General features: G+C 71.0%; 16 protein-coding genes. 7 read left to right on the forward strand and 9 right to left on the reverse strand.

Going from position 1 to position 21,902, the window contains the following annotated elements; genetic code table 11:
- Window positions 1-118: 118 nt before the first annotated feature.
- From FCL41_RS12825 to FCL41_RS12835, 3 genes are read left to right on the forward strand one after another with little or no spacing between them, the layout of a single operon-like run.
- Window positions 119-2,623 (forward strand): alpha/beta hydrolase, encoded by a 2,505-nt coding sequence (locus FCL41_RS12825; protein WP_137065258.1) that lies wholly within the window; start codon window positions 119-121, stop codon window positions 2,621-2,623.
- A gap of 19 nt (window positions 2,624-2,642) precedes the next feature.
- Window positions 2,643-2,933, forward strand: a complete 291-nt coding sequence (locus FCL41_RS12830; RefSeq protein ID WP_137065257.1) for a hypothetical protein — start codon at window positions 2,643-2,645, stop codon at window positions 2,931-2,933.
- Window position 2,934: 1 nt separating this feature from the next.
- The gene (locus FCL41_RS12835; protein ID WP_137065256.1) at window positions 2,935-3,567 is read left to right on the forward strand and encodes a hypothetical protein; all 633 of its coding nucleotides are present in this window, start codon (window positions 2,935-2,937) and stop codon (window positions 3,565-3,567) included.
- 4 nt (window positions 3,568-3,571) lie between these two features.
- Here FCL41_RS12835 and meaB read toward each other — a convergent pair whose 3' ends face one another.
- The 3 genes from meaB to FCL41_RS12850 are packed head-to-tail and all read right to left on the reverse strand — an operon-like array spanning window position 3,572 to window position 8,490.
- The gene (gene meaB, locus FCL41_RS12840; RefSeq protein ID WP_137065255.1) at window positions 3,572-4,570 is read right to left on the reverse strand and encodes a methylmalonyl Co-A mutase-associated GTPase MeaB; all 999 of its coding nucleotides are present in this window, start codon (window positions 4,568-4,570) and stop codon (window positions 3,572-3,574) included.
- Window positions 4,571-4,597: 27 nt separating this feature from the next.
- A complete protein-coding gene (scpA, locus tag FCL41_RS12845) occupies window positions 4,598-6,757 on the reverse strand; it encodes a methylmalonyl-CoA mutase (RefSeq protein WP_137065254.1) in 2,160 nt (719 codons plus the stop codon).
- Window positions 6,754-8,490 carry a methylmalonyl-CoA mutase family protein gene (locus tag FCL41_RS12850; RefSeq protein ID WP_137065253.1) on the reverse strand — a complete coding sequence of 579 codons (1,737 nt, stop codon included), beginning with the start codon at window positions 8,488-8,490 and terminating at the stop codon, window positions 6,754-6,756. The genes scpA and FCL41_RS12850 overlap by 4 nt, the downstream gene beginning before the upstream one ends.
- A gap of 336 nt (window positions 8,491-8,826) precedes the next feature.
- On the opposite strand from FCL41_RS12850, the gene FCL41_RS12855 reads away from it, so the two are divergent.
- From FCL41_RS12855 to FCL41_RS12865, 3 genes are read left to right on the forward strand one after another with little or no spacing between them, the layout of a single operon-like run.
- Entirely contained in the window at window positions 8,827-9,462 is a 636-nt protein-coding gene (locus FCL41_RS12855; RefSeq protein WP_239021639.1) for a succinate dehydrogenase cytochrome b subunit, read from the forward strand.
- Between the two features lie 16 nt (window positions 9,463-9,478).
- Window positions 9,479-11,521, forward strand: a complete 2,043-nt coding sequence (locus FCL41_RS12860; RefSeq protein ID WP_137065251.1) for a fumarate reductase/succinate dehydrogenase flavoprotein subunit — start codon at window positions 9,479-9,481, stop codon at window positions 11,519-11,521.
- Window positions 11,522-11,523: 2 nt separating this feature from the next.
- Entirely contained in the window at window positions 11,524-12,267 is a 744-nt protein-coding gene (locus FCL41_RS12865; protein ID WP_137065250.1) for a succinate dehydrogenase/fumarate reductase iron-sulfur subunit, read from the forward strand.
- 119 nt (window positions 12,268-12,386) lie between these two features.
- Here the strand turns inward: FCL41_RS12865 and FCL41_RS12870 are convergent, their stop codons facing one another.
- The 4 genes from FCL41_RS12870 to FCL41_RS12885 form a co-directional block, all read right to left on the reverse strand.
- Window positions 12,387-13,376, reverse strand: coding sequence for an ABC transporter substrate-binding protein (locus tag FCL41_RS12870; RefSeq protein WP_137065249.1), 990 nt, complete (start codon window positions 13,374-13,376; stop codon window positions 12,387-12,389).
- Between the two features lie 130 nt (window positions 13,377-13,506).
- On the reverse strand, window positions 13,507-14,265 hold the full coding sequence (locus FCL41_RS12875; RefSeq protein ID WP_137065248.1) for an ABC transporter ATP-binding protein: 759 nt from the start codon (window positions 14,263-14,265) through the stop codon (window positions 13,507-13,509).
- Complete coding sequence (locus FCL41_RS12880) at window positions 14,262-15,116, reverse strand: ABC transporter permease (protein ID WP_137065247.1); 855 nt, start codon at window positions 15,114-15,116, stop codon at window positions 14,262-14,264. Before FCL41_RS12880 ends, FCL41_RS12875 begins: the two co-directional genes overlap by 4 nt.
- Before the next feature lie 147 nt (window positions 15,117-15,263).
- Window positions 15,264-15,770: a 2'-5' RNA ligase family protein gene (locus FCL41_RS12885; protein WP_137065246.1), complete on the reverse strand. Its 507-nt coding sequence runs from the start codon at window positions 15,768-15,770 to the stop codon at window positions 15,264-15,266.
- Between the two features lie 86 nt (window positions 15,771-15,856).
- On the opposite strand from FCL41_RS12885, the gene trpS reads away from it, so the two are divergent.
- On the forward strand, window positions 15,857-16,906 hold the full coding sequence (gene trpS, locus FCL41_RS12890; protein ID WP_239021640.1) for a tryptophan--tRNA ligase: 1,050 nt from the start codon (window positions 15,857-15,859) through the stop codon (window positions 16,904-16,906).
- Here trpS and FCL41_RS12895 read toward each other — a convergent pair.
- Window positions 16,804-18,210 carry an MFS transporter gene (locus FCL41_RS12895; RefSeq protein ID WP_239021641.1) on the reverse strand — a complete coding sequence of 469 codons (1,407 nt, stop codon included), beginning with the start codon at window positions 18,208-18,210 and terminating at the stop codon, window positions 16,804-16,806. The genes trpS and FCL41_RS12895 overlap by 103 nt on opposite strands.
- Window positions 18,211-18,276: 66 nt before the next feature.
- Window positions 18,277-21,885 (reverse strand): ATP-binding cassette domain-containing protein, encoded by a 3,609-nt coding sequence (locus FCL41_RS12900; RefSeq protein ID WP_137065244.1) that lies wholly within the window; start codon window positions 21,883-21,885, stop codon window positions 18,277-18,279.
- Between the last annotated feature and the right edge of the window lie 17 nt (window positions 21,886-21,902).

Below are 21,902 nucleotides of genomic sequence, written 5' to 3' on the forward strand. Positions count from 1 at the left end.
CCCCGTCTCATCAGGCGCACGCTCTTCCCCCACTGGGTCGAGTCACGAGAAGGTGGACCCGCACCACCGGCGAACCCTGCCGGTGGCGGGTCGTGAGGGGGACACGGGGGTGACAGGCATGTCGGACGACCACTTCACGCTCGACGTCCACCCCGACCAGGTGAACGCGGCGCGGCGGCGCGTCGAACGGGTCCTGCACATGCTCGCCGACCGCACTCCGCCGGTCCTGCGTACGCCCGACGAGGTGGACGCCCAGTGGAACGGTGGGGCCGCCGACCGCGTCAAGTCCGAGATGCGCGCCCTGGGCGAGGAGCTGGACGCTGCGGACCAGCGGCTCAAGAAGGTGAGCCGCGAGCTGCGCCGGTTGGCCGACTCCTACCGTGACGCCCTCGACGAGCTCCCGTCGCTGAACCGCCGCTGGGAGGCGGCGCTCGACGCCCACGGCGCTGCCGTCGCCAGCGCCAACCAGTGGCACACCCAGCGCCTGCACGACATCGCCTCGTCGAAGAAGGACGAGGCCGCCGCGCAGGACGCGAACACGCAGGCCGATGGCCGGCGTGACCGGGCGATCGACGACGCGCAGGGCGCGCTGAGCGCGACCAAGCGCCAGCTCAACCGAGAGTTCGAGGAGCTGCGGGAGACGCTGCGGGCGGACACGCGGTCCGCCGCGCGAGCGATGACCGAGGCCATGCCCTTCACGCCGTCGGGCCTCCGGCGGCTCACGGCTCTCGGCGGCTTCCGGAACAGGTTCCGTCGTCGTCACTGGACCGACCTGGTGCGTGAGAAGCTCGCGTCGCGGTTGCCGCTCGCCGCCGGGCACCACGAGGTGGTCACCACGCTGGAGGCCTACGGACTCGCGGTGCCGGCCGAGGGCGACGCGGCCCGCGGCGAGGAGCTCGTGGCACGCCTCGACGCCGAGCTGGACGCGCTGGCGGGACTCGATGCGGCCACCCGCAGCGAGCGGATCCAGGCCTGGACCAGCACGCTCTCCTCCGAGGACCTCTCCCTCCTGGTCCTCGTCGACCCGGTGCGGGTGGGCAACCTCGACGGGATCCCCAACAAGGCCCGCTACGCAGCCAACCGGGCCAACCTGGCCGCGGGCATCGCCTCGGAGCAGGCCCAGCTGGAGCGGTACTGGACACCACCGCCGGGCACCGACCATCCCCGGTGGGCCGAGTACACCCGCCTGGTCGACCGCATCGCGATGCTCGAGGACCTGCACAAGCTGCCGGTCAACAAGCTGCCGCACCAGGTCCTGGCGTTCGAGCCCCCGACGTACGACGGCAACGAGGTCGTGGACGACGGCCGGCTCGCGGTGGTCAAGGGCGACCTCGACCGGGCGACGTTCGTCGGGACCGTGGTGCCGGGCATCACGAACCGGATCGACAACTTCGACGCCACCCTGGAGAAGGCTTCCAACATCCAGGCCCTGACCGCCGGCAGCGCGACGATCGCCTGGCTGGGCTACGACACCCCGGAGTTCGCGGACGCCTCCTCCGCCCAGAAGTCCGAGGTGGGCGGGCAGGCACTCAAGGACTTCACCGACGGCCTGGTCCGCGGCGAGAACTCCGAGCTGACGATCATCGCCCACTCCTACGGGACCCTGGTCACCTCGAAGGCGATCCAGCTGGGGATGACGCCGGACCGCGTGGTGCTCTTCGGGTCACCCGGGCTCGGCGAGAACATCGAGCACAAGGACGACCTCGGGTTGCCGCCCGACGTGCCGGTCTACGCACTGCGTGCCTTCGGCGACCCGGTCTCGGTCACGGCCGGTCACGGTACGGACCCCGTCGACATGCCGGGCGTCATCCGGCTGGACACGGACTGGAGCGGACCCGAGGGCGTCACCGGCCACTCGCAGTACACCCAGACGGGCACGGACTCGCTGCGCAACATCGCAGGGGTGCTCGCCGGGCAGCAGGTCCGCCCGCCCGGCGTCCAGGGTCCCGGTTACCTCGAGGCCGGGGGCAACGCGCTGGACAAGGACGGGTTCGCCGGGGCGTACAACGACAACCTGCGCGACCTCGTCGACCGGCTGCAGAAGGAGGTGCCGCCGGACGTCCTGGAGTCCTTCGTCCTGCACCTCGAGCCGACCCTCCAGAACGTCATGGAGGGCGGCGCCCAACCGGGGATGAAGGACGTGGGTGAGGTCGCCGCCATGGTGCGGCGCGCCATGGACGAGTCGGGGATCGCCGACCACCTCACCCGCGCAGAGCTCCTCGCCGTGCTCGAGGAGACCGAGATGCCGGAGCTGGTCGGCGAGCTCGCGGGCGACGCGGCCGGGGACTGGCTGAGCGGCAAGATCGGCGACCTCGACCAGCTGGACGACCTCACCATCCGGGTGCGCGGCCTGGAGATCAAGGTGCCCGACCACGCCAACGAGGTCCTCGGCCGTGGGCTGGGCAACGTGCTGGACGCCGGCGTCGGCTCCACCGCCGAGTGGGCGACGCGCAACATGCCGGGCCTGGACGCCGTGCTCGACACCGCCGAGATGTTCGACGGCGCCGTGAAGACCGGGACGACGGTCATCGCCGTCACGAAGGCCATCCCGGACATCGTCCGGAACCTGCCGCGACCGTCCTCGCCGATCCTGGTGACCCCCCTGCCGAAGCTGCTGCGATGACCCTGGGAAGGAGCCGACCATGACACGAGCAATCCGGATGACCGACGAGGTCGCACGGAAGGTGACCCGCCTCTTCCGCCGGACCAGCGAGTCACTCCAGGGCGCCCGCGGCGACCTGCGTGGCATGCGGGGCGATCTCGTGGAGGGCGCCGGAGAGTTCGCGAGCCTCATCGACGGCAGCGCACGTGAGTTCCAGGGGTGCTGGCGGGCCACGCTCGACGTCTACGGCGACAGTGCGGCCGTCATCGCCGGCAACACCAACGCCCAGCACGTCGACCTCCTGAAGATCGACGGAGCGAGTGGGGACTGACGTGCCGCAACGACACCTGCGACGGCCCCTGGCGAGCCTGGCCGTCGTCCTCCTGCTGGCCGCGGCCGGCGCCTGTGCCGAGCACGACGATCCCAGCACCGGGTCGCCCGTCGGGACCGCCCCCGGGGCGAAGGAGACCGAGTCCGGACCGGACGTGCCGTTGTCCGGGACCGTGCGCACCTTGGGCGGCAGCCCCTCGTGGACGCTCCCGGAGCCGAAGGGGTGGTCGGCTCCTTCCGAGAGGCAGGACGGGATCGTCGAGATCTCCGAGAAGGGTGGGGACAGCAGTCTCACGCTCTTCCGGTGGAAGCAGCGCCGCGTCGACGACGCCGAAGGAGCCGGACGCAGGTGGCTCTCCAAGTACCACTACTCCCTCGTGCACAACCTGGACACCACGAAGGTCAGCGACCCGGTCTACGGGACCACCATCGTCGCGTCGAGCGCCGGGACGCTGGAGTTCGTCTCCCTCGACGTCACGTTCACGAGCTGGAACGGGCGCCGCTACCGGTCCTACTACGTGGCCCGTCACATCGGTGACCACGTCTTCGCGTTGATGTACACCGCTCCGAGGACCGACTGGTCACAGGAGACGTGGGACGGATTCGCCGAGGCCGGACTCGAGCTGCAGGTCTGACGGCTCAGCTGCCGTCGTACGCCGCGAGGATCTGGTCCGCCGCGGCCGGGGCGCTGAGACGTCCCGCCAGCACCTCGCCGGCGACCTCGTCACGGATCGCAGCCACGGACTCGTTGTGACGCAGCCGCTCGATCAACGTCTCGCGCACCAGTGACCAGGTGAAGTCGAGCTGCTGCTGGGCCCGCTTGGTCAGCAGTCCCTCGGCACCGAGGTGCTCACGGTGGGCCAGGACCCGAGCCCAGACGTCGTCCACACCGACGCCCGTCAGGCCCGAGCAGGTCACCACCGGGGGCGCCCACTCCTTGGGGCCACGCACCATGCGCATCGCACCGGCCAGCTCACGGGCGGCCGCACGCGCCTCACCGGCGCGGTCCACTCCCCCGGCGCCATCAGCGTCAGCCTTGTTGACCGCGATCACGTCGGCGATCTCGAGGATGCCCTTCTTGATGCCCTGCAGCTGGTCACCGGTGCGCGCCAGCGTGAGGAAGAGGAAGGTGTCGACCATGCCGGCGACGGTGATCTCCGACTGCCCCACCCCGACGGTCTCGACCAGGACGACGTCGTAGCCGGCGCCCTCCAGCACGCTCATCGCCTGTGAGGTCGCGGCCGCCACCCCGCCGAGCGTGCCCGCCGACGGGGAGGGCCGGATGAACGCGTGCGGGTCGACGGAGAGCCGCGGCATCCGGGTCTTGTCCCCCAGCACCGATCCCCCGGTGCGCACGCTGGAGGGGTCCACCGCCAGCACCCCCACCGAGAGTCCCTGCCCGGTCAGGTGGGTGCCGAGGCTCTCGATGAAGGTCGACTTGCCCACGCCCGGGACACCGGAGATCCCGACCCGCACGGCCGGCTCGCCGGAGGCGTTCGCGGCGAGCCGGGCCAGCAGGTCCCGCGCCATCGCCCGGTGGTCGGGGCGCCGGGACTCCACGAGCGTGATTGCTCGGGAGACCTGGCCCCGCACACCGGCGGTGACGCCGTCGTACAGCGTGTCGAGGTCGAGTGCCATGGAGGCGTCAGCTCAGGTACGGACGGCTCAGGCCGTACGCAGCTTGGCGAGCAGGTCGAGGGCGGAGTCGGCGATGACCGTGCCGGGCAGGAAGACCGCCGCAGCACCCATCTCCTTCAGGGTCGGCACGTCATCGGGCGGGATGACGCCGCCGATGACCACCATGATGTCCTCGCGGCCCTGGTCGGCCAGCGCCTTCTTGAGCGCAGGCAGCAGGGTCAGGTGACCGGCTGCCAGGGAGGAGACACCGACGATGTGCACGTCGGCGTCGATCGCCTGCTGGGCGACCTCCTCGGGCGTGGAGAAGAGCGGGCCGACGTCGACGGTGAAGCCCATGTCGGCAAAGGCGGAGACGACGACCTTCTGGCCGCGGTCGTGACCGTCCTGGCCCATCTTGGCCACCAGGATGCGCGGACGGCGCCCCTCGGCCTCCTCGAACTCGGCGGTCGCGGCAAGGACCTCGGAGAGCTTGGCGTCGCCGGCGTCGGCTGCGGTGTCGCGGTACACACCGGAGATCGTACGGATGACCGCCTGGTGGCGACCGTAGACCTTCTCCAGTGCGTCCGAGATCTCCCCGACGGTGGCCTTGGCGCGGGCGGCGTCCACGGCCAGGGCCAGCAGGTTGCCGTCCAGGGAACCGCCCCCGGCAGCCCCCTGCGCGGCGGAGTTGGTCAGGGCCTCGAGCGCTGCGTCGACGTCGGCCTGGTTGCGCTCGGCGCGCAGCCGCTCGAGCTTGGCGACCTGGGCGCGGTAGACCTCGTCGTTGTCGACCTTGAGCACGTCGAGCGGGTCCTCGTCGGCCAGGCGGTAGGTGTTGACGCCGATGACCTGCTGGGCGCCGGAGTCGATGCGCGCCTGGGTGCGGGCGGCCGCCTCCTCGATGCGCATCTTGGGGATGCCCTGCTCGATGGCCTTCGCCATGCCGCCGGCCTTCTCGGCCTCCACGATGTGGGCCCAGGCCTTGGTGGCCAGGTCGTGGGTGAGCTTCTCGACGTAGTAGGAACCCGCCCACGGGTCGATGATCTCGGTGGTGCGCGACTCCTGCTGGAGCAGCAGCTGGGTGTTGCGGGCGATGCGCGCGGAGAAGTCGGTCGGCAGTGCGATGGCCTCGTCGAGGGCGTTGGTGTGCAGCGACTGGGTGTGGCCCTGCGTCGCGGCCATCGCCTCGATCGCCGTGCGCCCCACGTTGTTGAAGACGTCCTGGGCGGTGAGCGACCACCCGGAGGTCTGCGAGTGCGTACGCAGCGACAGCGACTTCGGGTTCTTCGGGTCGAACTCGCGGACCAGGCGCGCCCAGAGGGCACGGGCCGCACGCATCTTGGCGACCTCCATGAAGAAGTTCATGCCGATGGCCCAGAAGAAGCTGAGGCGCGGGGCGAACTTGTCGATGTCGAGACCCGCGTCGAGGCCGGCGCGGATGTACTCGACGCCGTCGGCGAGCGTGTAGGCCAGCTCGAGGTCGGCGGTCGCTCCGGCCTCCTGCATGTGGTAACCGGAGATCGAGATCGAGTTGAACCGCGGCATCTTCTGCGACGTGAACGCGAAGATGTCGGAGATGATCCGCATCGAGTGCTGCGGCGGGTAGATGTAGGTGTTGCGGACCATGAACTCCTTGAGGATGTCGTTCTGGATGGTCCCGGCGAGCTGCTCGGGCTTGACGCCCTGCTCCTCGGCCGCAGCGATGTAGAGGGCCAGCACCGGCAGGACGGCGCCGTTCATCGTCATCGAGACCGACATCTGGTCCAGCGGGATGCCGTCGAAGAGTGTGCGGGTGTCGTAGATCGAGTCGATCGCGACACCGGCCATGCCGACGTCGCCGCGCACGCGCGGGTGGTCGGAGTCGTAGCCGCGGTGCGTGGCCAGGTCGAAGGCGACCGAGAGGCCCTTCTGGCCGGCGGCCAGGTTGCGGCGGTAGAACGCGTTGGACTCCTCGGCGGTCGAGAAGCCGGCGTACTGACGGATCGTCCACGGCTGCGTCGTGTACATCGTCGGGTAGGGGCCACGCAGGAAGGGGCTCAGGCCCGGCCAGGTGTCGAGCCCGTCGAGACCCTCGAGGTGCTCGGGGCCGTAGACACCCAGCACGTCGATGCCCTCGGGGCTGGTCCACGCCTCGCGGTCCGTCGACGGAGCGGCGGCAGCCGCACCGCCGATGAGCGGGAGGCCGGAGAAGTTGGACGGAATGCTCATGCGAGCGCCTCCCGGGTGCGGTTGAGGAACGCGAGGGCGTCGAGGCCCACCGCGCAGGAGTCGTCGACGGCCAGGTCGCCCGGCTTGCCGGCGAGGATGACGTGCTGCACGCCAGCGGCACGCAGCGCCTCGACGGCGGCAGCGCCCCACTCCGCGTACGCGGCGTCGGTGCCGGCCAGGCAGGCGACGGTCTCGCCGTCGAGGGCGGCGACCAGGTCCTCGACGCCGGAGGTCGGTCCGGCCACCGTGACGCCGATCCCGCCGGCGGCGAAGAGGTTGCTGGCGAAGGTGGCCCGCGCGGTGTGGTGGGCGATCGGGCCCAGGGTCGCGAGGAAGACCGGCTTCGTTGCGGGCTCGTCGCGCAGGGCCTCGTACGAGGCGCCGTAGCGGCGGACCGCGTCGGCGCTCGGGTGGGCGGGGCGCGCCGGCAGGGTCTCGGCGAGGTTCGGGAACTCGCTGACGCCGGTGATCGGCTGCTTGCGGCGCGCGATGCGCTCCTCGCGGGCGGCGACGACGGCGTCCACGCGGGACTGGATCGAGCCGTCGGCGAGCGCCGCGGAGGCGCCACCGGCCTCCTCGATGCGGCCGAGCTCCTCCCACGCTGCGGCGGCGAGGTCGTCGGTGAGCTTCTCCACCGCGTACGAGCCACCGGCAGGGTCGGTGACCTTCCCCAGGTGGGACTCAGCGATGAGCAGGCTGGAGGTGTTGCGGGCGATCCGGCGACCGAACGCGTCGGGCAGTCCGAGTGTCGCGTCGAACGGCACCACGGTGACCGCCTCGGCGCCACCGACACCGGCGGCGAAGGCGGCGACGGTGCCGCGCAGCATGTTCACGTAGGGGTCGTACTTGCTCATCATCGGACGGCTGGTCACGACGTGCTGGCGCTGCTCGACCGGCTCGGTCGCGCCGCTCAGCTCGGCCACGCGCGCCCAGAGGCGGCGGGCGGCGCGGAGCTTGGCGATGGTGGGGAACTGCTCGTCGGTCGCGGCGAAGCGGAACTCGACCACGCCGAGCGCCTCGGCGAGCGAGAGTCCGGCGTCGGTGAGCGTACGCAGCACCTCGACCCCGACGGCCACGGCGTAGCCGAGCTCCTGGGTGTCGGAGGCGCCGAGGTCATGCAGCGCGGAGGCGTCCACGACGACGCCGTAGGTGCCCTTCGCCAGGGCGAGGCGGGCGACGGCGACGACCTCGTCGGCCGACGAACCGCCCAGCGCCGGGCTGGCGCCGAGGTTGGTGCCGGGGGCGGGGGTGACGCCGTCGAGGAGGTCGACCAGCTGGGTCGCAGCCGCGAGGCGGGCGCCCGGGGCGTCGAGGACGACCGGGGCGAGGTCGGTGTGGATGCCCTTGAGGACGTCCTCGAGGTCCGCGACCTCGAGGCCCTGCCCGAGCTCGATCCAGACCGAGGTCGCGCCGTTCTCGAGGTCGACCAGCAGCGCCTCGTTGGCTGCCTTCGCGTCGGGGCCGACGACGTGCACGCGGATGTCCCAGTCACCGGCACGCGTGGGCCGGCCCGTGGTGCTCAGGCCCTCGAGGTCGGTGACGGTGCCGATCGGCGCGACGGAGATCCCGTCGAGTGTGGTGCGGGCCAGCTTCTCCCACACGTCGGCGTCAGCGTCGGTCTCGCTCATCCGACGGGACTTGCGCAGCACGGCGGCCGTCGCACGCTCCCAGTCGGCGGCAGTCGCGGAGTCCTCGGGAGAGGTCAGCGCGATCTGGTCGATCGGTTTGGTCATGCCTTGCAGAATAGGCGCCACCTCCGCGGCCCCCTCGCCGTGGTCGGATGACAGACCCGAGGAGCCCGAGCAGCAGAGCGTCCGCAGCGCCGCCGTGATCCCGCCGAAACCACCTCTGACCTGCATCGACAGCGCGGACCTGTGTGGAGGAGCATCCGGCAACACGGCTGTGACTCGCCGGTAACAAGGGATATGTCACACCCCAAGTCAAGGGCTCCGCTGCGACAAGCCAGACCTCCGAGCGATACGGTGGACCTCGTGGCAACCCAACTTTCCAACCGGACTCTCGTCAAGGGATCCAGGTCGACCCGGTCGACGATCGCCTTGAAAATCACGATGGCAGTCAGCGGCCTGGTCTTCATCGGCTACCTGCTCGCCCACATGTACGGCAACCTGAAGGTCTTCGCAGGCCACGACGCGTTCAACGCGTACGCGCACCACCTGCGTGAGATCGGCTACCCGTTGCTGCCCCACGAGGGCCTGCTGTGGATCATGCGCGTGGTCCTCATCGTCGCCCTCGTTGCCCACGTGTGGTCGGCCGTGGTCCTCACCGGCCGTGCCCGCAAGGCGCGTTCGGCGAAGTACACGGTGAAGAAGAACCTTGCGTCGTCGCTCTCCTCGCGCACCATGCGCTGGGGCGGCCTGACGATCCTCGTCTTCCTCATCTGGCACCTGCTCAACTTCACGATCGTCAAGGTCAACCCCAGCGGCGGACCCACGAACGACCCGTACAACCTCCTCGTCGAGTCCTTCGAGCTGTGGTGGATGACCCTCATCTACCTGCTGGCGATGGTCGCGCTGGGCATGCACCTGCACCACGGCACCTGGAGCGCGATGCAGACGCTGGGCTTCACCAACAGCGCCCGCTCGCGCACCAACGCCAAGCGCGCCGGATGGATCGTCGCGATCGTCATCGCCGGCGGCTTCTCGCTCGTCCCGCTCTCCGTGCTCTTCGGCATCGTCACCAAGTAAGGACCGAGACTTCCTCATGGCTCTCCTGGACGGAACCACCCAGACCAACCAGCCGCCGGTTCAGGTCTCTGACGACGCGGCCGGCTACTACACGCTCGGCGCTCCGCTGGTCGACCCGGTCGCCCCGACCGGCCCCATCAAGGACCGCTGGACCAACCGCAAGTTCGAGAACCGCCTGGTCAACCCGGCCAACCGCCGCAAGCTCGACATCATCATCGTGGGCACCGGCCTCGCCGGTGGCGCCGCCGCCGCCACGCTCGGCGAGGCCGGCTACAACGTGAAGTCCTTCTGCTACCAGGACTCCCCCCGTCGCGCGCACTCGATCGCTGCCCAGGGCGGCATCAACGCGGCCAAGAACTACAAGGAGGACGGCGACTCCGTCCACCGTCTCTTCTACGACACGGTCAAGGGCGGCGACTACCGCGCCCGCGAGAACAACGTGTACCGCCTGGCCGAGGTCAGCGCGAACATCATCGACCAGTGCGTGGCCCAGGGCGTCCCCTTCGCCCGCGAGTACGGCGGCCTGCTCGACAACCGCTCCTTCGGTGGCGTCCAGGTCTCGCGTACGTTCTACGCCCGCGGCCAGACGGGCCAGCAGCTCCTCATCGGCGCCTACCAGGCCATGGAGCGCCAGGTGGCCGCCGGCACCGTGGAGCAGTTCACCCGCCACGAGATGCTCGAGCTGATCGTGGCCGACGGCAAGGCTCGCGGCATCATCGCCCGCGACCTGGTCACCGGTGAGGTCTCCACCCACCTGGCCGACGTCGTCGTCCTCGCCTCGGGTGGCTACGGCAACGTCTTCTACCTGTCGACCAACGCGATGGGCTCGAACGTCACCGCCGCATGGCGCGCGCACCGCAAGGGCGCCTACATGGCCAACCCCTGCTACACGCAGATCCACCCGACCTGCATCCCGGTCTCCGGCGACCACCAGTCGAAGCTGACCCTGATGTCGGAGTCGCTGCGCAACGACGGCCGCATCTGGGTCCCGAAGAACCCCGAGGACGCCGAGAAGGACCCGCGCGACATCCCCGAGGAGGACCGCGACTACTACCTGGAGCGGATCTACCCCGCCTTCGGCAACCTGGTCCCCCGCGACATCGCCTCGCGTGCCGCGAAGTACCAGTGCGACGCCGGCAAGGGCGTCGGGCCGGCCGTGCGTGAGGTCGACGAGGAGGGCAACGAGAAGTTCGTCCGCCGCGGCGTCTACCTCGACTTCGCCGAGGCCATCGAGCGCTTCGGCCTCGACGGCGTCAAGGAGAAGTACGACAACCTCTTCGACATGTACGCCCGCATCACCGGCGAGAACCCGTACGAGACGCCGATGCGCATCTACCCGGCCGTGCACTACGTGATGGGCGGCCTCTGGGTCGACTACCACCTCCAGTCGAACGTCGAGGGTCTCTTCGTCACCGGCGAGGCCAACTTCTCCGACCACGGCGCCAACCGCCTCGGCGCCTCGGCCCTGATGCAGGGTCTGGCCGACGGCTACTTCGTGCTCCCGAACACCATCCGCGACTACCTCGCGGACGGCCCGTTCGAGAAGATCGACGAGTCGCACCCCGACGTGGTCGCGGCCCGCACCGAGACCGAGGAGCGCATCAACAAGTTCCTCTCCATCGGCGGCACCCGCTCGGCCGACTCCTTCCACAAGGAGCTCGGTCGGATCATGTGGGAGTACTGCGGCATGGAGCGCACCGAGACCGGCCTCAAGAAGGCCATCGGTCTCATCCAGGACCTCAAGAAGGAGTTCTGGAGCAACCTGAAGGTGCTCGGCACCGCCGACACGCTCAACCAGTCCCTCGAGAAGGCCGGCCGCGTGGCCGACTTCATCGAGCTGGGCGAGCTCATGTGCATCGACGCGCTCAACCGTCGCGAGTCCTGCGGTGGTCACTTCCGTGCCGAGTCGCAGACCGAGGACGGCGAGGCCCTGCGTCACGACGACGAGTTCGCCTACGTCGCCGCGTGGGAGTTCGGCGGCGAGGACGGCCAGCCGGTCCTGCACAAGGAAGACCTGATCTACACGGCCATCGAGATGAAGCAGCGGAGCTACAAGTGAGCATGAATCTGACTCTGAAGATCTGGCGCCAGAAGGACGCCACGTCCGCTGGAGCACTCGCGACCTACCAGGTCAAGGACATCTCGCCCGACATGAGCTTCCTCGAGATGCTCGACGAGCTCAACGAGCAGCTCAACGAGCAGGGCGAGGACCCGGTCGCGTTCGACTCCGACTGTCGTGAGGGCATCTGCGGCACGTGCTCGCTGATGATCAACGGCCAGGCGCACGGGCCCGAGGTCACCACCACCTGCCAGCTGCACATGCGCAGCTTCAAGGACGGCGACACGATCACCATCGAGCCGTGGCGCGCGGACCCCTTCCCGGTCCTCAAGGACCTGGTCGTGGACCGCTCGGCCCTGGACCGCATGATCCAGGCCGGCGGCTTCATCTCCGTCAACACCGGCTCCGCCCCCGAGGCCAACTCGGTGCCGGCCCCGCGCGACAAGGCCATGCGTGCCTTCAACGTGGCGACCTGCATCGGCTGCGGCGCCTGCGTCGCCGCCTGCCCCAACGGGTCGGCCTCGCTCTTCCTCGGCGCGAAGATCACCGCCCTGGGTGAGCTGCCGCAGGGACAGCCGGAGCGCTGGACCCGCGTGGTCGACATGGTCGGCCAGCACGACCACGAGGGCTTCGGCGGCTGCACCAACATCGGTGAGTGCACCGCCGCCTGCCCGAAGGAGATCCCGCTCGACGTGATCTCGCAGCTCAACAAGGACCTGCGCACGGCGATGAAGCACGGCCTCTGAGCCACGTCGCTGCAGACACCACGAAGGCCCGGCCCCCGCGAGGGAGCCGGGCCTTCGGCGTTGTGGTCAGCGCCCAGTCGTTCGATACAGGTCGCTCGATGCAGGTCACTCGATGCAGGTCACTCGATGAGGCCAGGCTCCACGATTGCGGCGATGTCGACCTTCTCCGGGATCTCGCCCGAGTCGGTGAACTTGTCCGCGAGCGTCTGGATCAGCTCGACGTGCTCGCCACGCACCGGGCCCACGTCGGTCAGCTTCTTGTTGGCCACCTCGACGAGCACCTCCTCCGGGAGGCCGGACTCCTTGGCCCAGCCCTTGCCGAACTCCTCCGGGTGGTCCTGGGCCCACAGGAAGGCCTCACGCACGCGCTCGAGGAAGTCGGAGATCTGGTCGCGGGTCTCGTCGTCCTCCAACGCCGCGCCCGAGGCGATCTCGAACTGCAGGTAGGGGTCGGTCTCGGGCTGGTCCACGGTCAGGTCGACCGCGTCGTTCTCCATCACGGCCTGGGTGACGAAGGGGTCCCAGATCGCCCAGGCGTCGACGGCACCGGACTGGAAAGCAGCCTGGCCGTCGGCGGGAGCGAGGTACTGGGGCTCGATGTCGTCGAGCGAGAGCCCGTTGGCCTCCAGCGCCATCAGCAGGTGGCCGTGGCCGCTCGTCCCCTTCGCGACCGCGACCTTCTTGCCCTTCAGCTCCTTGACGGAACTGACGTCGGAACCCTTCGGCACCAGGATCGAGTCCTGCTTCTTGTCCTGCTCGCTCACGGCGGCGACGATCTTGAAGTCCGCACCCGAGGCGGCGCCGAAGATCGGCGGGGCGGCGCCGACCCAGGCCACGTCGATCTGGTCGGCAGCAGCCGCCTCGATGATCGGCGGACCCGCGGCGAACTCGGACCACTCGATCTCGTAGGGGAGGTCATCGAGCTGGCCCGAGGCCGTCAGGACGGACCGGATGCCGTCCTTCTGGACGCCGACGCGCAGGACGGGACCGTCGTCGTCGCCCTCGGCGGAGCACGCCACCAGCGCGCTGGTGGCGAGCAGGGTGGCCAGGACCGCGGCGGCGGCGCGCCTACTGGATCGGCGGGTGGATCGGCGGGCGTGGAGTCGCATGGTTCATCTCTCTGTGGCGGGACTGACGGCCGTGCGGTGGTCCGCACGGTTCGGTGACGGGCGTGGACGTACGCGGCGGACGTGGGCGGGGACCCCTCGGCGGTGCCAGCACGTCCGTCCGATGCAGGGCTCAGGCGATCCGTTCGGTGGGACGGGTGAGCGGCTCGTCCTGGGAGACCCCCAGCAGGTCGAGCAGGTGGGCCCGGCGGCGGACGATCTCGGGGTCGTCGCGGCGGCGCGGGTGGGGCAGGTCGAGACGTTCGTCGTGCACGAACCCTCCGTCGGCCATGACCAGGACGCGGTCGGCCAGGAGGAGCGCCTCCTCGACGTCGTGCGTGACCATCAGCACGGCCGGACGGTGGGCGGCGACCAGCCGGCGTACGAGGTCCTGGGCGGTGAGGCGGGTCAGGGCGTCGAGGGCGCTGAACGGCTCGTCGAGCAGCAGGAGCTCGGGCTCGCGGGCCAGGGCCCTGGCCAGCGCGACGCGCTGACGCTGACCGCCGGAGAGCTCCCGGGGCCAGGCCCCGCCCCGGTCCCCCAGGCCCACCTCCGCGAGGATGGCCCGGCCCTTGGCCCGGGCGTCGGGCACCCGCAGGCCGAGCGTCACGTTGTCGAGCACCGTGCGCCACGGGAGCAGCCGAGGGTCCTGGAAGGCGATCGCCGTGTTGTCGGTCGTGTCGACGTCTCCCTCGGCCTCGCGGTCGAGGCCACCGACGATGCGCAGCAGCGTGGACTTGCCGCACCCCGAGTGGCCCAGGAGGGCAATGAACTCCCCCCGTCGGACGGTCAGGTCGACGCCGTCGATCACGACGGTGCCGCTGGTCCTGTCACCACCCCTCCCCCCGAACCGTCGGGAGACTGCGGTGAGTTGGCTGACGACGTCGCTCATGCGGCGTCCCCCCTCCAGCGAAGGGCCCTGCGCTCCAGGAGACGCACGGCGGAGTCGGTCACCAGTCCGAGGACGGCGTAGCAGAGCAGGCCCACGACGATGACGTCCGTGCGCAGGAAGTCGCGGGCGTTGTTGATGAGGTAGCCGAGGCCCGCACCGGCGTTGACCTGCTCGGCGACGATCAGCGCGATCCACGCCATGCCCAAGGCCTGGCGTACGCCCACCAGCACGCCGGGCGTCACCGCCGGCACGTAGAGGTGGCGCCAGCGCTCGACCGTGTTCAGCCGGAGCGAGTCCGCCACCTCCCGCAGGTCCTTGTCGACTCCGCGCAGCGCGGCCACCAGGTTGAGGTAGAGCGGAACCACGACGAAGAGGGCGACCAGGTAGATCTTGGGCTCCTCCTTGATGCCGAACCAGATGATGAAGAGGGGCACCAGGCCGAAGAGCGGGAGCATCCGCAGCATCTGGAAGAGCGGGTCGATGAGGGCGTCGCCCAGTCGGCTGAGCCCTACGATCCCGCCCAGCACCACGGCGAAGGCAGCGCCGAGGAGAAAACCGACCGTGGCGCGCCGCAGCGAGACGAGCACGGCCTCCTGCAGCTCCCCGGACTCGGTCAGGGTGCGCGTGGTCTCGAGGAGGGCAGCGGGTGAGGCGAGGATGCGCTCGGGCAGCAGGCCGGTGCTGGAGGCCACCTGCCACAGCGCGACGGCCATGAGCGGGCTGAGCACGCGGATCACCCGGTAGACCTGCGCAGGGACGCGGTACGAGCCACCCCGGGACGGCGCTGAGGGCGGCGCTGTGGGCGTGCGCCGGTCGGCGACGACCGGGGTGGGGGCGAGTGTCTGGGTCATGGACCCTATATAACCAACTGAATTACTAGAGTTACAACACATCTCACGGAGCGTGTCGCCACCCGGACGTGACGTGGGTCACTCGACGTACGTCCGGGGTCGCCCCTGGCGGAGCCTCACGGCTCCCGTGCCAGCTCGCAGCGAGGATCAGCCGAGGTGGAAGCCCCTCGTGGGCACCCAGCCACTGCCCTCGTCGTGGAGGTAGAGGTGGAACTCCGTGGCCTCGAACGAGCAGTCGAAGGAGGCGAGCTCGGCGTAGGCGCGGTCGAGCGTCGCCTCGTCGAGGTGGTGCGCGACCGTGACGTGCGGGTGGAACGGGAACTCGAGCTCGACCTGGAGCGGTCCGGTGCGGACGCTGGCGGCGAGCTGCTCGCATCCAGCGATGCCGTCGGCCACGGCGACGAAGACCACCGGCGAGACCGGGCGGAACGTCCCGGTGCCGCGCAGGTGGATGCGGAAGGACTTCTGCGACGCGGCGACCTGCTCCAGGTGAGCGACGACGTCGGTGAGGTCGTCCCCGACCTCGGTGGGCGGGATCAGCGTGATGTGGGTCGGGATGCTGTACGCCGTCTCGTCGCCGAGGTCGACCCGGTACTCCTGCAGGTCGCTCGCCCAGGGCTCGGGGAGGGCGATGGCCACGCCGATGGTCTGCACGCGGTGAATCGTACCTTCCAGACCCCTGCCGCCGGGCCCGGACGCCCGTACCGCCCCACCCCTCCGCCGCGGCCTAGAATGGCCCGGTGACCGACTCCTACCGCGCCTCCGCCGCTCGCAGCGCCGAGGTCGAGGCCCAGATCGCTGCCCACCCGGAGAAGTTCCGGATGCTCACCGGGGACCGCCCGACCGGCGCCCTCCACATCGGGCACTACTTCGGGTCGATCAAGAACCGGCTCAAGCTGCAGGAGCTCGGCGCCGAGATCTGGCAGATCATCGCGGACTACCAGGTGATCACCGACCGCGAGGTCGCCGGCGACATCGTGGGCAACGTCCGCAACCTGCTGCTCGACTCCCTGGCTGCCGGAGTCGACCCCGAGAAGGCCACCTTCTTCACGCACTCCTCGGTGCCGGCGCTCAACCAGCTGCTCCTGCCGTTCCTCAGCCTGGTCAGCGTCGCCGAGCTCCAGCGCAACCCCACCGTCAAGGACGAGGCCGCCACGGCCGGGATCAAGGCGATCAGCGGCCTGATGCTCACCTACCCGGTGCACCAGGCCGCCGACATCCTCTTCTGCAAGGGCAACGTCGTGCCCGTCGGCAAGGACCAGCTCCCCCACATCGAGCAGACCCGCGTGGTGGCGCGACGCTTCAACGAGCGGTACGGCGCCATCTTCCCCGAGCCGGACGCGCTGCTCTCGGAGGTGCCGATGATCCTGGGCACCGACGGCACCAAGATGAGCAAGTCGAAGGGCAACGTCGTCGAGCTGCGGATGACCGCCGACGAGACCGCCAAGAAGATCAAGGGTGCGAAGACCGACAGCGAGCGGTTCATCACCTACGACCCCGAGAACCGTCCCGAGGTCGCCAACCTGCTCGAGCTGATCGGCCTCTGCGAAGGCGTGGCGCCGGCGACGGTGGCCGAGGAGATCGGCAACGGCGGCGGCGGCGAGCTGAAGAAGCGGCTCACCGAGGCGATCAACACCGAGCTCGCGCCGCTGCGGGTGCGTCGCGCCGAGCTCGCGGCCGACCCCGGCTACGTCGAGGGCGTGCTGCGGCGCGGCAACGAGCGGGCCAACGAGGTCGCCGAGGCCACCCTCGCCGAGGTGCGCACCGCGATGGGCATGTCGTACGCCTGACGTCCTACGCCTGACCTGACCCGCCGCGGGCCCGACCTCCGGGCGCCGCGAGGGCTCAGGCGTGCCGGGTGACGCCGCGGCGCTCCAGCAGGTAGGAGACCAGGATCGTCCCCAGGCCGAGCGTGGCGAGCCCGAAACCGACCACACCCGGAGCGCGGTAGCCGAGACCCGCCGCGATCACGAGACCACCCAGCCAGGCCCCGAGCGCGTTGGCGACGTTGAGGGCGGCGTGGTTCATCGCCGCGCCGAGGGTCCGTGCGTCGCCGGCCACCGCCATCAGGCGCATCTGCAGGCCCACGACCAGCACCGAACCGGTGACGGTGATGCCGAAGACGATCGGGAGCACCCACCAGCCCGGTGTGGGCGAGCAGGGCGAAGGCGAGCAGCAGGAGCCCCTGACCGCCTCCGCCGATGAAGAGGGAGCCGAAGAGCGACCAGCTGGCCAGCTCCCCGGCCAGCCACGTGCCCACGACCATCCCGAGGCCGAACGCGAAGAGGAAGACCGGGGCCGCGCCCTCACTCAGGCCCCCGAGCTTGTCGATCGTCGGCACGACGTAGGTGTAGACGGCGAACATGCCGCCGAAGCCCAGCGATCCGGCCCCCAGCGTGAGCAGCACCTGCGGGTTGCGGAAGGCCCGCATCTCGCGGCGCCACGACGAGGTGTGGTCCCCGGGCACGGACGGCACGAAGGCGAGCACCAGGAGCAGGGTCAGCAGCCCCAGGGCGGCGACCACCCAGAAGGCGGCGCGCCACCCCATGGTCTGCCCCAGCCAGGTGGCGGCCGGCACCCCGATGAGGTTGGCGACCGAGAGCCCGAGCATGACCGTCGCGACCGCCTTGGCCTGACGCCCGGGTCGGGCCAGTCCGGCCGCGACGAGCGAGGCCACACCGAAGAACGCCCCGTGCGGGAGGCCGGAGACGAACCGTGCAACCAGGAGCGACTCGTACGACGACACCCACGCCGTGGCGATGTTGCCGACGGCGAAGAGCGCCATCAGCGCGACCAGCGTCGCCCGGCGGGGCCAGTGCGAGCCGAAGAAGGCGATGAGCGGGGCTCCGACCACGACACCGAGCGCGTAGCTGGAGATCGCGTGGCCGGCGGAGGGCTCGGAGACCCCGACGCCGCGTGCCAGCTGCGGCAGCAGCCCCATGGAGACGAACTCCGTGGTGCCGATCGCGAAGCCACCCATCGCCAGGGCCAGCATCGCCACCGTGATCCGCTGGCGACTGGGGCCACCGGCGTCGACCGGGCCGCCTGCTTCGGCGGCCTTCGAGGGATCAGGGACGGTGTCGGTGGCAGTCATCGCAGGTGAGAACCACCAGGACGTACGGCTCATTCCCCCCTCGCGGGGCCACTGCAGTGCTCCACGTCACCCGGCGAGGTGGGACCAACGAGCCGACAGCTCCGACCACGGCCCGACCTCGGCGATCCGACCGTCGACCAGGACGACGACCCGGTCGGCGACCTCGAGCGCCGAGCGCTTGGCGGTGGAACCGATCACGGTGGTGCCCCGCTCCCGCAGAGCACGCCACAGCTCCACCTCGGTGCGGGCGTCGAGCGCGCTGGAGACGTCGTCGGCCAGCAGCAGCTCCGCGTCGGCCGCCAGCGCACGGGCCAGCGCCAGGCGCTGCACCTGCCCACCCGACAGGCGTACGCCGCGGTGCCCGACCAGGGCGTCGCGTCCACCGGCCTCGGCGACGTCGGGGCCGAGGCGGGCCGCAGCCACCGGGTCGTCGAAGCGGCGCTCGTGCCCGAGTCGTACGTTGTCGGCGAAGGTGCCCGACAGCACCCTCGGCACCTGCGCCACGTAGGCGACCTGACCGGGCCGCAGGAACACCTCGGCGTCTCCGACCTCGACGCCGTTCCAGGTGATCGATCCGCCGTGGGCGACGAGGCCGGCGAGCGCGGCCAGCAGGCTCGACTTGCCCGAGCCGACCTGGCCCAGCAGCAGCACCTGCTCCCCCGTCCGCACCGTCAGGTCGACGCCCTGGACGCCGATCGTCCCGTCGTCGTGCACGGCGGAGAAGCCACGCAGGGTGAGCTCCTCCAACGGGACCCGCTCGACGACGGGCGGCTCAGGGGCGGTGCCATGGACCAGGTCGATGCCCGGCGGGAGGTCCATCAGGTCCGCTCCCCCGGCGAACCGGCTGGTCTCCTGCTGCCAGGCGCGGGTGCCCGGCGCCTCGGTGACGACCATGCCGGCCACCCGGCCGAACCAGTCGAAGCCGGAGACGGCGTTGGCGACGAGCAGCGTCGTGCCCAGGCTCCAGCCGCCGCTCACGTGCCCCATCCAGGCGGCGACGACGCCGCACTGCACCATCACCATCGGCACGCCGTCGAGGACGCCCTGCACCCGGTGCTCCCGGACCGCGGCGGAGACGCGACCGGAGTCGACGTGGAGCAGGTGCCCGCGCGCCGCACCGGTGGCGGCGGCCAGCTTGACCGTGCGCGCGGACTCCAGCACGGAGACCAGCGCACGCCCGAAGCGGGCGCGCGCCGCGGAGGCCGCGGCAGCCGAACGACCGGCGATCGGACGACCGACGGCGGAGGCCAGGGCCGAGGCGACCAGGACGGCGACGAGGACGGCCCCGGCCACCCAGGTGCCGGCCAGCCCTGCGGTGACGGCAGCGATCAGGATCCCGTTGACGAAGTCGACCCACCGGTCGGAGTAGCGGACGAAGCGGTCGGCGTCCATGGCGCGGGCCACGACCTCACCCGGCGGCGTACGCGGCAGCCGGTGCTGCGCGGTCTGGCCGTGCAGCACGCGCATCCGCACCCGCAGGAGCACCTCGACCCACCACCGCGGGTAGCGGTAGAAGGCGTCGGCGAGCATCAGGGGCGCGACCATGAGCGACGCCACCAGGCAGACCACCAGCCACGTCGGCACCCCGGTGTCGACGTCCTCGACCAGGTGTCCCCAGACGAGCCCGGTGACGGCGCCCTGGGCTCCGGTGAGGGAGGCCCCCAGGAAGCCGGCCGCCCCCAGCAGGCCCCAGAGCGGACGTACGCGCAGGGCGTGGGCCACCCCGGCGGCCAGCGACGGGCCGGTCCCGACCTCGGCGGCCTCCGGAGGCGGACCGGAACGACGCCGCCCTCCCACTCCCGGCGCGGCGGGGTGGTCGTCGGGCTGCGCCCCGAAGTCAGGCTCAGCACCAAGTTCCGAACCGGGCTCCCGATCGGGCTCCCTGTCACGCACAGCGTCGGCAGTGGCGTCGACCGTGGTGCCAGCGCCGTCGATCCGACTGGCGGTGAGCAGGTCGTGGAAGGGGCCGGGAGACACGGCCAGGGCGCTGCGCTCGCCGGCCTGGACGACATGGCCGTGGTCGAGCACCGCCACCCACGGAGCGCGCTCGATGGTGGAGAGGCGGTGCGCGATCAGCACACCGGTGCGCCCGACCAGGAGCCGGTCGGCGGCGGCCACCACGCGGCGCTCGGTGAGCGGGTCCATGCGGGCGGTGGCCTCGTCGAGCACCACGACCTTGACGTCACGGACCAGCAGGCGCGCGAAGGCGACCAGCTGCTCCTCGCCGGACGAGAGGGTGGTGCCACCCGGGCCGAGCAGGGTGTCGACACCGTCGGGGAGCCCGGCCACCCAGTCGGTGAGGCCGAGCTGAGCCAGCGCGTCCTCGACGTCGGCCGTGGGGCGGGGGTCGAAGAGGGTGACGTTCTCGGCCAGCGTCCCCGCGAGGATCTCGGTGCGTTGGGTGACCACGCCGACCGCTGCCCGCAGGTGCTGCAGGTCGAGGTCGCGTACGTCGACCCCGCCCACGTGGACCGTGCCGCGGGGCGGCTCGACCGCCCGGGAGAGCAACGAGGCGAGGGTGGACTTGCCCGATCCGGTACGCCCGACCAGGGCGATCGTCTGGCCGGCCGGGACGTGGAGGGTGACGCCCTGGAGCGCGAACGAACCTTCGGCGTAGGAGAAGTCCAGGTCGGTCACGTCGATGGCGACCGCGCCGGGTGCCTCCAGGGCCGTGCCGCCGGTGGGCTCCGGCTCGGAGGCGAGCATCTGGCGCAGTCGGATCACCGCGCCGAGTCCCGCCTGGAGGTCGGGCAGGTGGTTGGCCAGCATCGCGACCTGGCCGACGAAGAGGGAGGAGACGAGGAAGAGGGTGACCAGCCCGGCGACCGAGAGGTCTCCGGCCACGGCCACGGCGATCCCCGCCACGCCGATGCCGGCCAGGAGGCCGTGCAGCAGCACGCCCGCCCGCAGGCAGACCTGGGCCTCCACCCGCACCACGTCGCGGAACTTCGCGTGGACCAGCGCGGAGAGACGGGCCAGGCGGGCCACCACGTGGGCCTGTCCGAGGCTGGTACGAAGGTCGTCGCGCCCGGCGATGCCCTCCTCGAGGGCGGCGGCGTGGTCGGTCCACGCCATCTCCTCGATCACCTTGCGCCGGGAGATCTCCCCCAGGAGGCGGCGGACCGCGACGAAGGTCAGTCCGCCCAGGGCCGGGAACAGCAGCCAGGACGGCCACCACGTCAGGCCGGCGACGATCCACATCGGCAGGACCCCGAAGACCGTGCGCGCGACCATCCACAGCTGCCAGCGGACGAGGTTGCCCACCTCGTGGGTGTCGTCGTCGACCCGGTCGAGGATCTCGCCCACCGCCTGCTCGCCGAGCGTGGCCAGGGGTTGGGCGAGGGCAGCGTCGAGCAGGTCCTCGCGCAGGCGGCCCTCCGCGATGTCGGAGACCCCGACCCAGACCACCTTGCCGGCGGTGTCGATGAGCGAGGCGCCCACCACGCAGAGGGCCAGCAGGCCGACGAGCGATCCGGCCGGGTCCTGGGCGAGGCGTCCGGCCACCACGGTCCCCAGGGTGGCGCCGACAGAGGCGATGGCGGCGCAGACGAGGGCCGCCACGGCTGCCGGGGTGTGCAGCCTCCTCCAGTCGACCCGGCGACGCGGGTCGTCAGGGGTCGAGGAGGGCGGAACCTCGGGCGTGACCTCGTCGATGGTGGGGAGCGTCTGCGTCATCGTCCTCGACCCTACGC

Origin of the sequence: Nocardioides jishulii (assembly GCF_006007965.1) — a bacterium.
In the GTDB taxonomy this organism is placed as follows: Bacteria; Actinomycetota; Actinomycetes; order Propionibacteriales; family Nocardioidaceae; genus Nocardioides; species Nocardioides jishulii.

Bases quoted from the DNA above. Each gene is read 5' to 3' on its own strand.
- FCL41_RS12825 (WP_137065258.1), top strand. From the start codon at position 119: ATGTCGGACGACCACTTCACGCTCGACGTCCACCCCGACCAGGTGAAC.
- FCL41_RS12830 (WP_137065257.1), top strand. From the start codon at position 2,643: ATGACACGAGCAATCCGGATGACCGACGAGGTCGCACGGAAGGTGACC.
- meaB (WP_137065255.1), bottom strand. From the start codon at position 4,570: ATGGCACTCGACCTCGACACGCTGTACGACGGCGTCACCGCCGGTGTG.
- scpA (WP_137065254.1), bottom strand. From the start codon at position 6,757: ATGAGCATTCCGTCCAACTTCTCCGGCCTCCCGCTCATCGGCGGTGCG.
- FCL41_RS12850 (WP_137065253.1), bottom strand. From the start codon at position 8,490: ATGACCAAACCGATCGACCAGATCGCGCTGACCTCTCCCGAGGACTCC.
- FCL41_RS12855 (WP_239021639.1), top strand. From the start codon at position 8,827: ATGGCAGTCAGCGGCCTGGTCTTCATCGGCTACCTGCTCGCCCACATG.
- FCL41_RS12860 (WP_137065251.1), top strand. From the start codon at position 9,479: ATGGCTCTCCTGGACGGAACCACCCAGACCAACCAGCCGCCGGTTCAG.
- FCL41_RS12865 (WP_137065250.1), top strand. From the start codon at position 11,524: ATGAATCTGACTCTGAAGATCTGGCGCCAGAAGGACGCCACGTCCGCT.
- FCL41_RS12870 (WP_137065249.1), bottom strand. From the start codon at position 13,376: ATGCGACTCCACGCCCGCCGATCCACCCGCCGATCCAGTAGGCGCGCC.
- FCL41_RS12875 (WP_137065248.1), bottom strand. From the start codon at position 14,265: ATGAGCGACGTCGTCAGCCAACTCACCGCAGTCTCCCGACGGTTCGGG.
- FCL41_RS12880 (WP_137065247.1), bottom strand. From the start codon at position 15,116: ATGACCCAGACACTCGCCCCCACCCCGGTCGTCGCCGACCGGCGCACG.
- FCL41_RS12895 (WP_239021641.1), bottom strand. From the start codon at position 18,210: ATGACTGCCACCGACACCGTCCCTGATCCCTCGAAGGCCGCCGAAGCA.
- FCL41_RS12900 (WP_137065244.1), bottom strand. From the start codon at position 21,885: ATGACGCAGACGCTCCCCACCATCGACGAGGTCACGCCCGAGGTTCCG.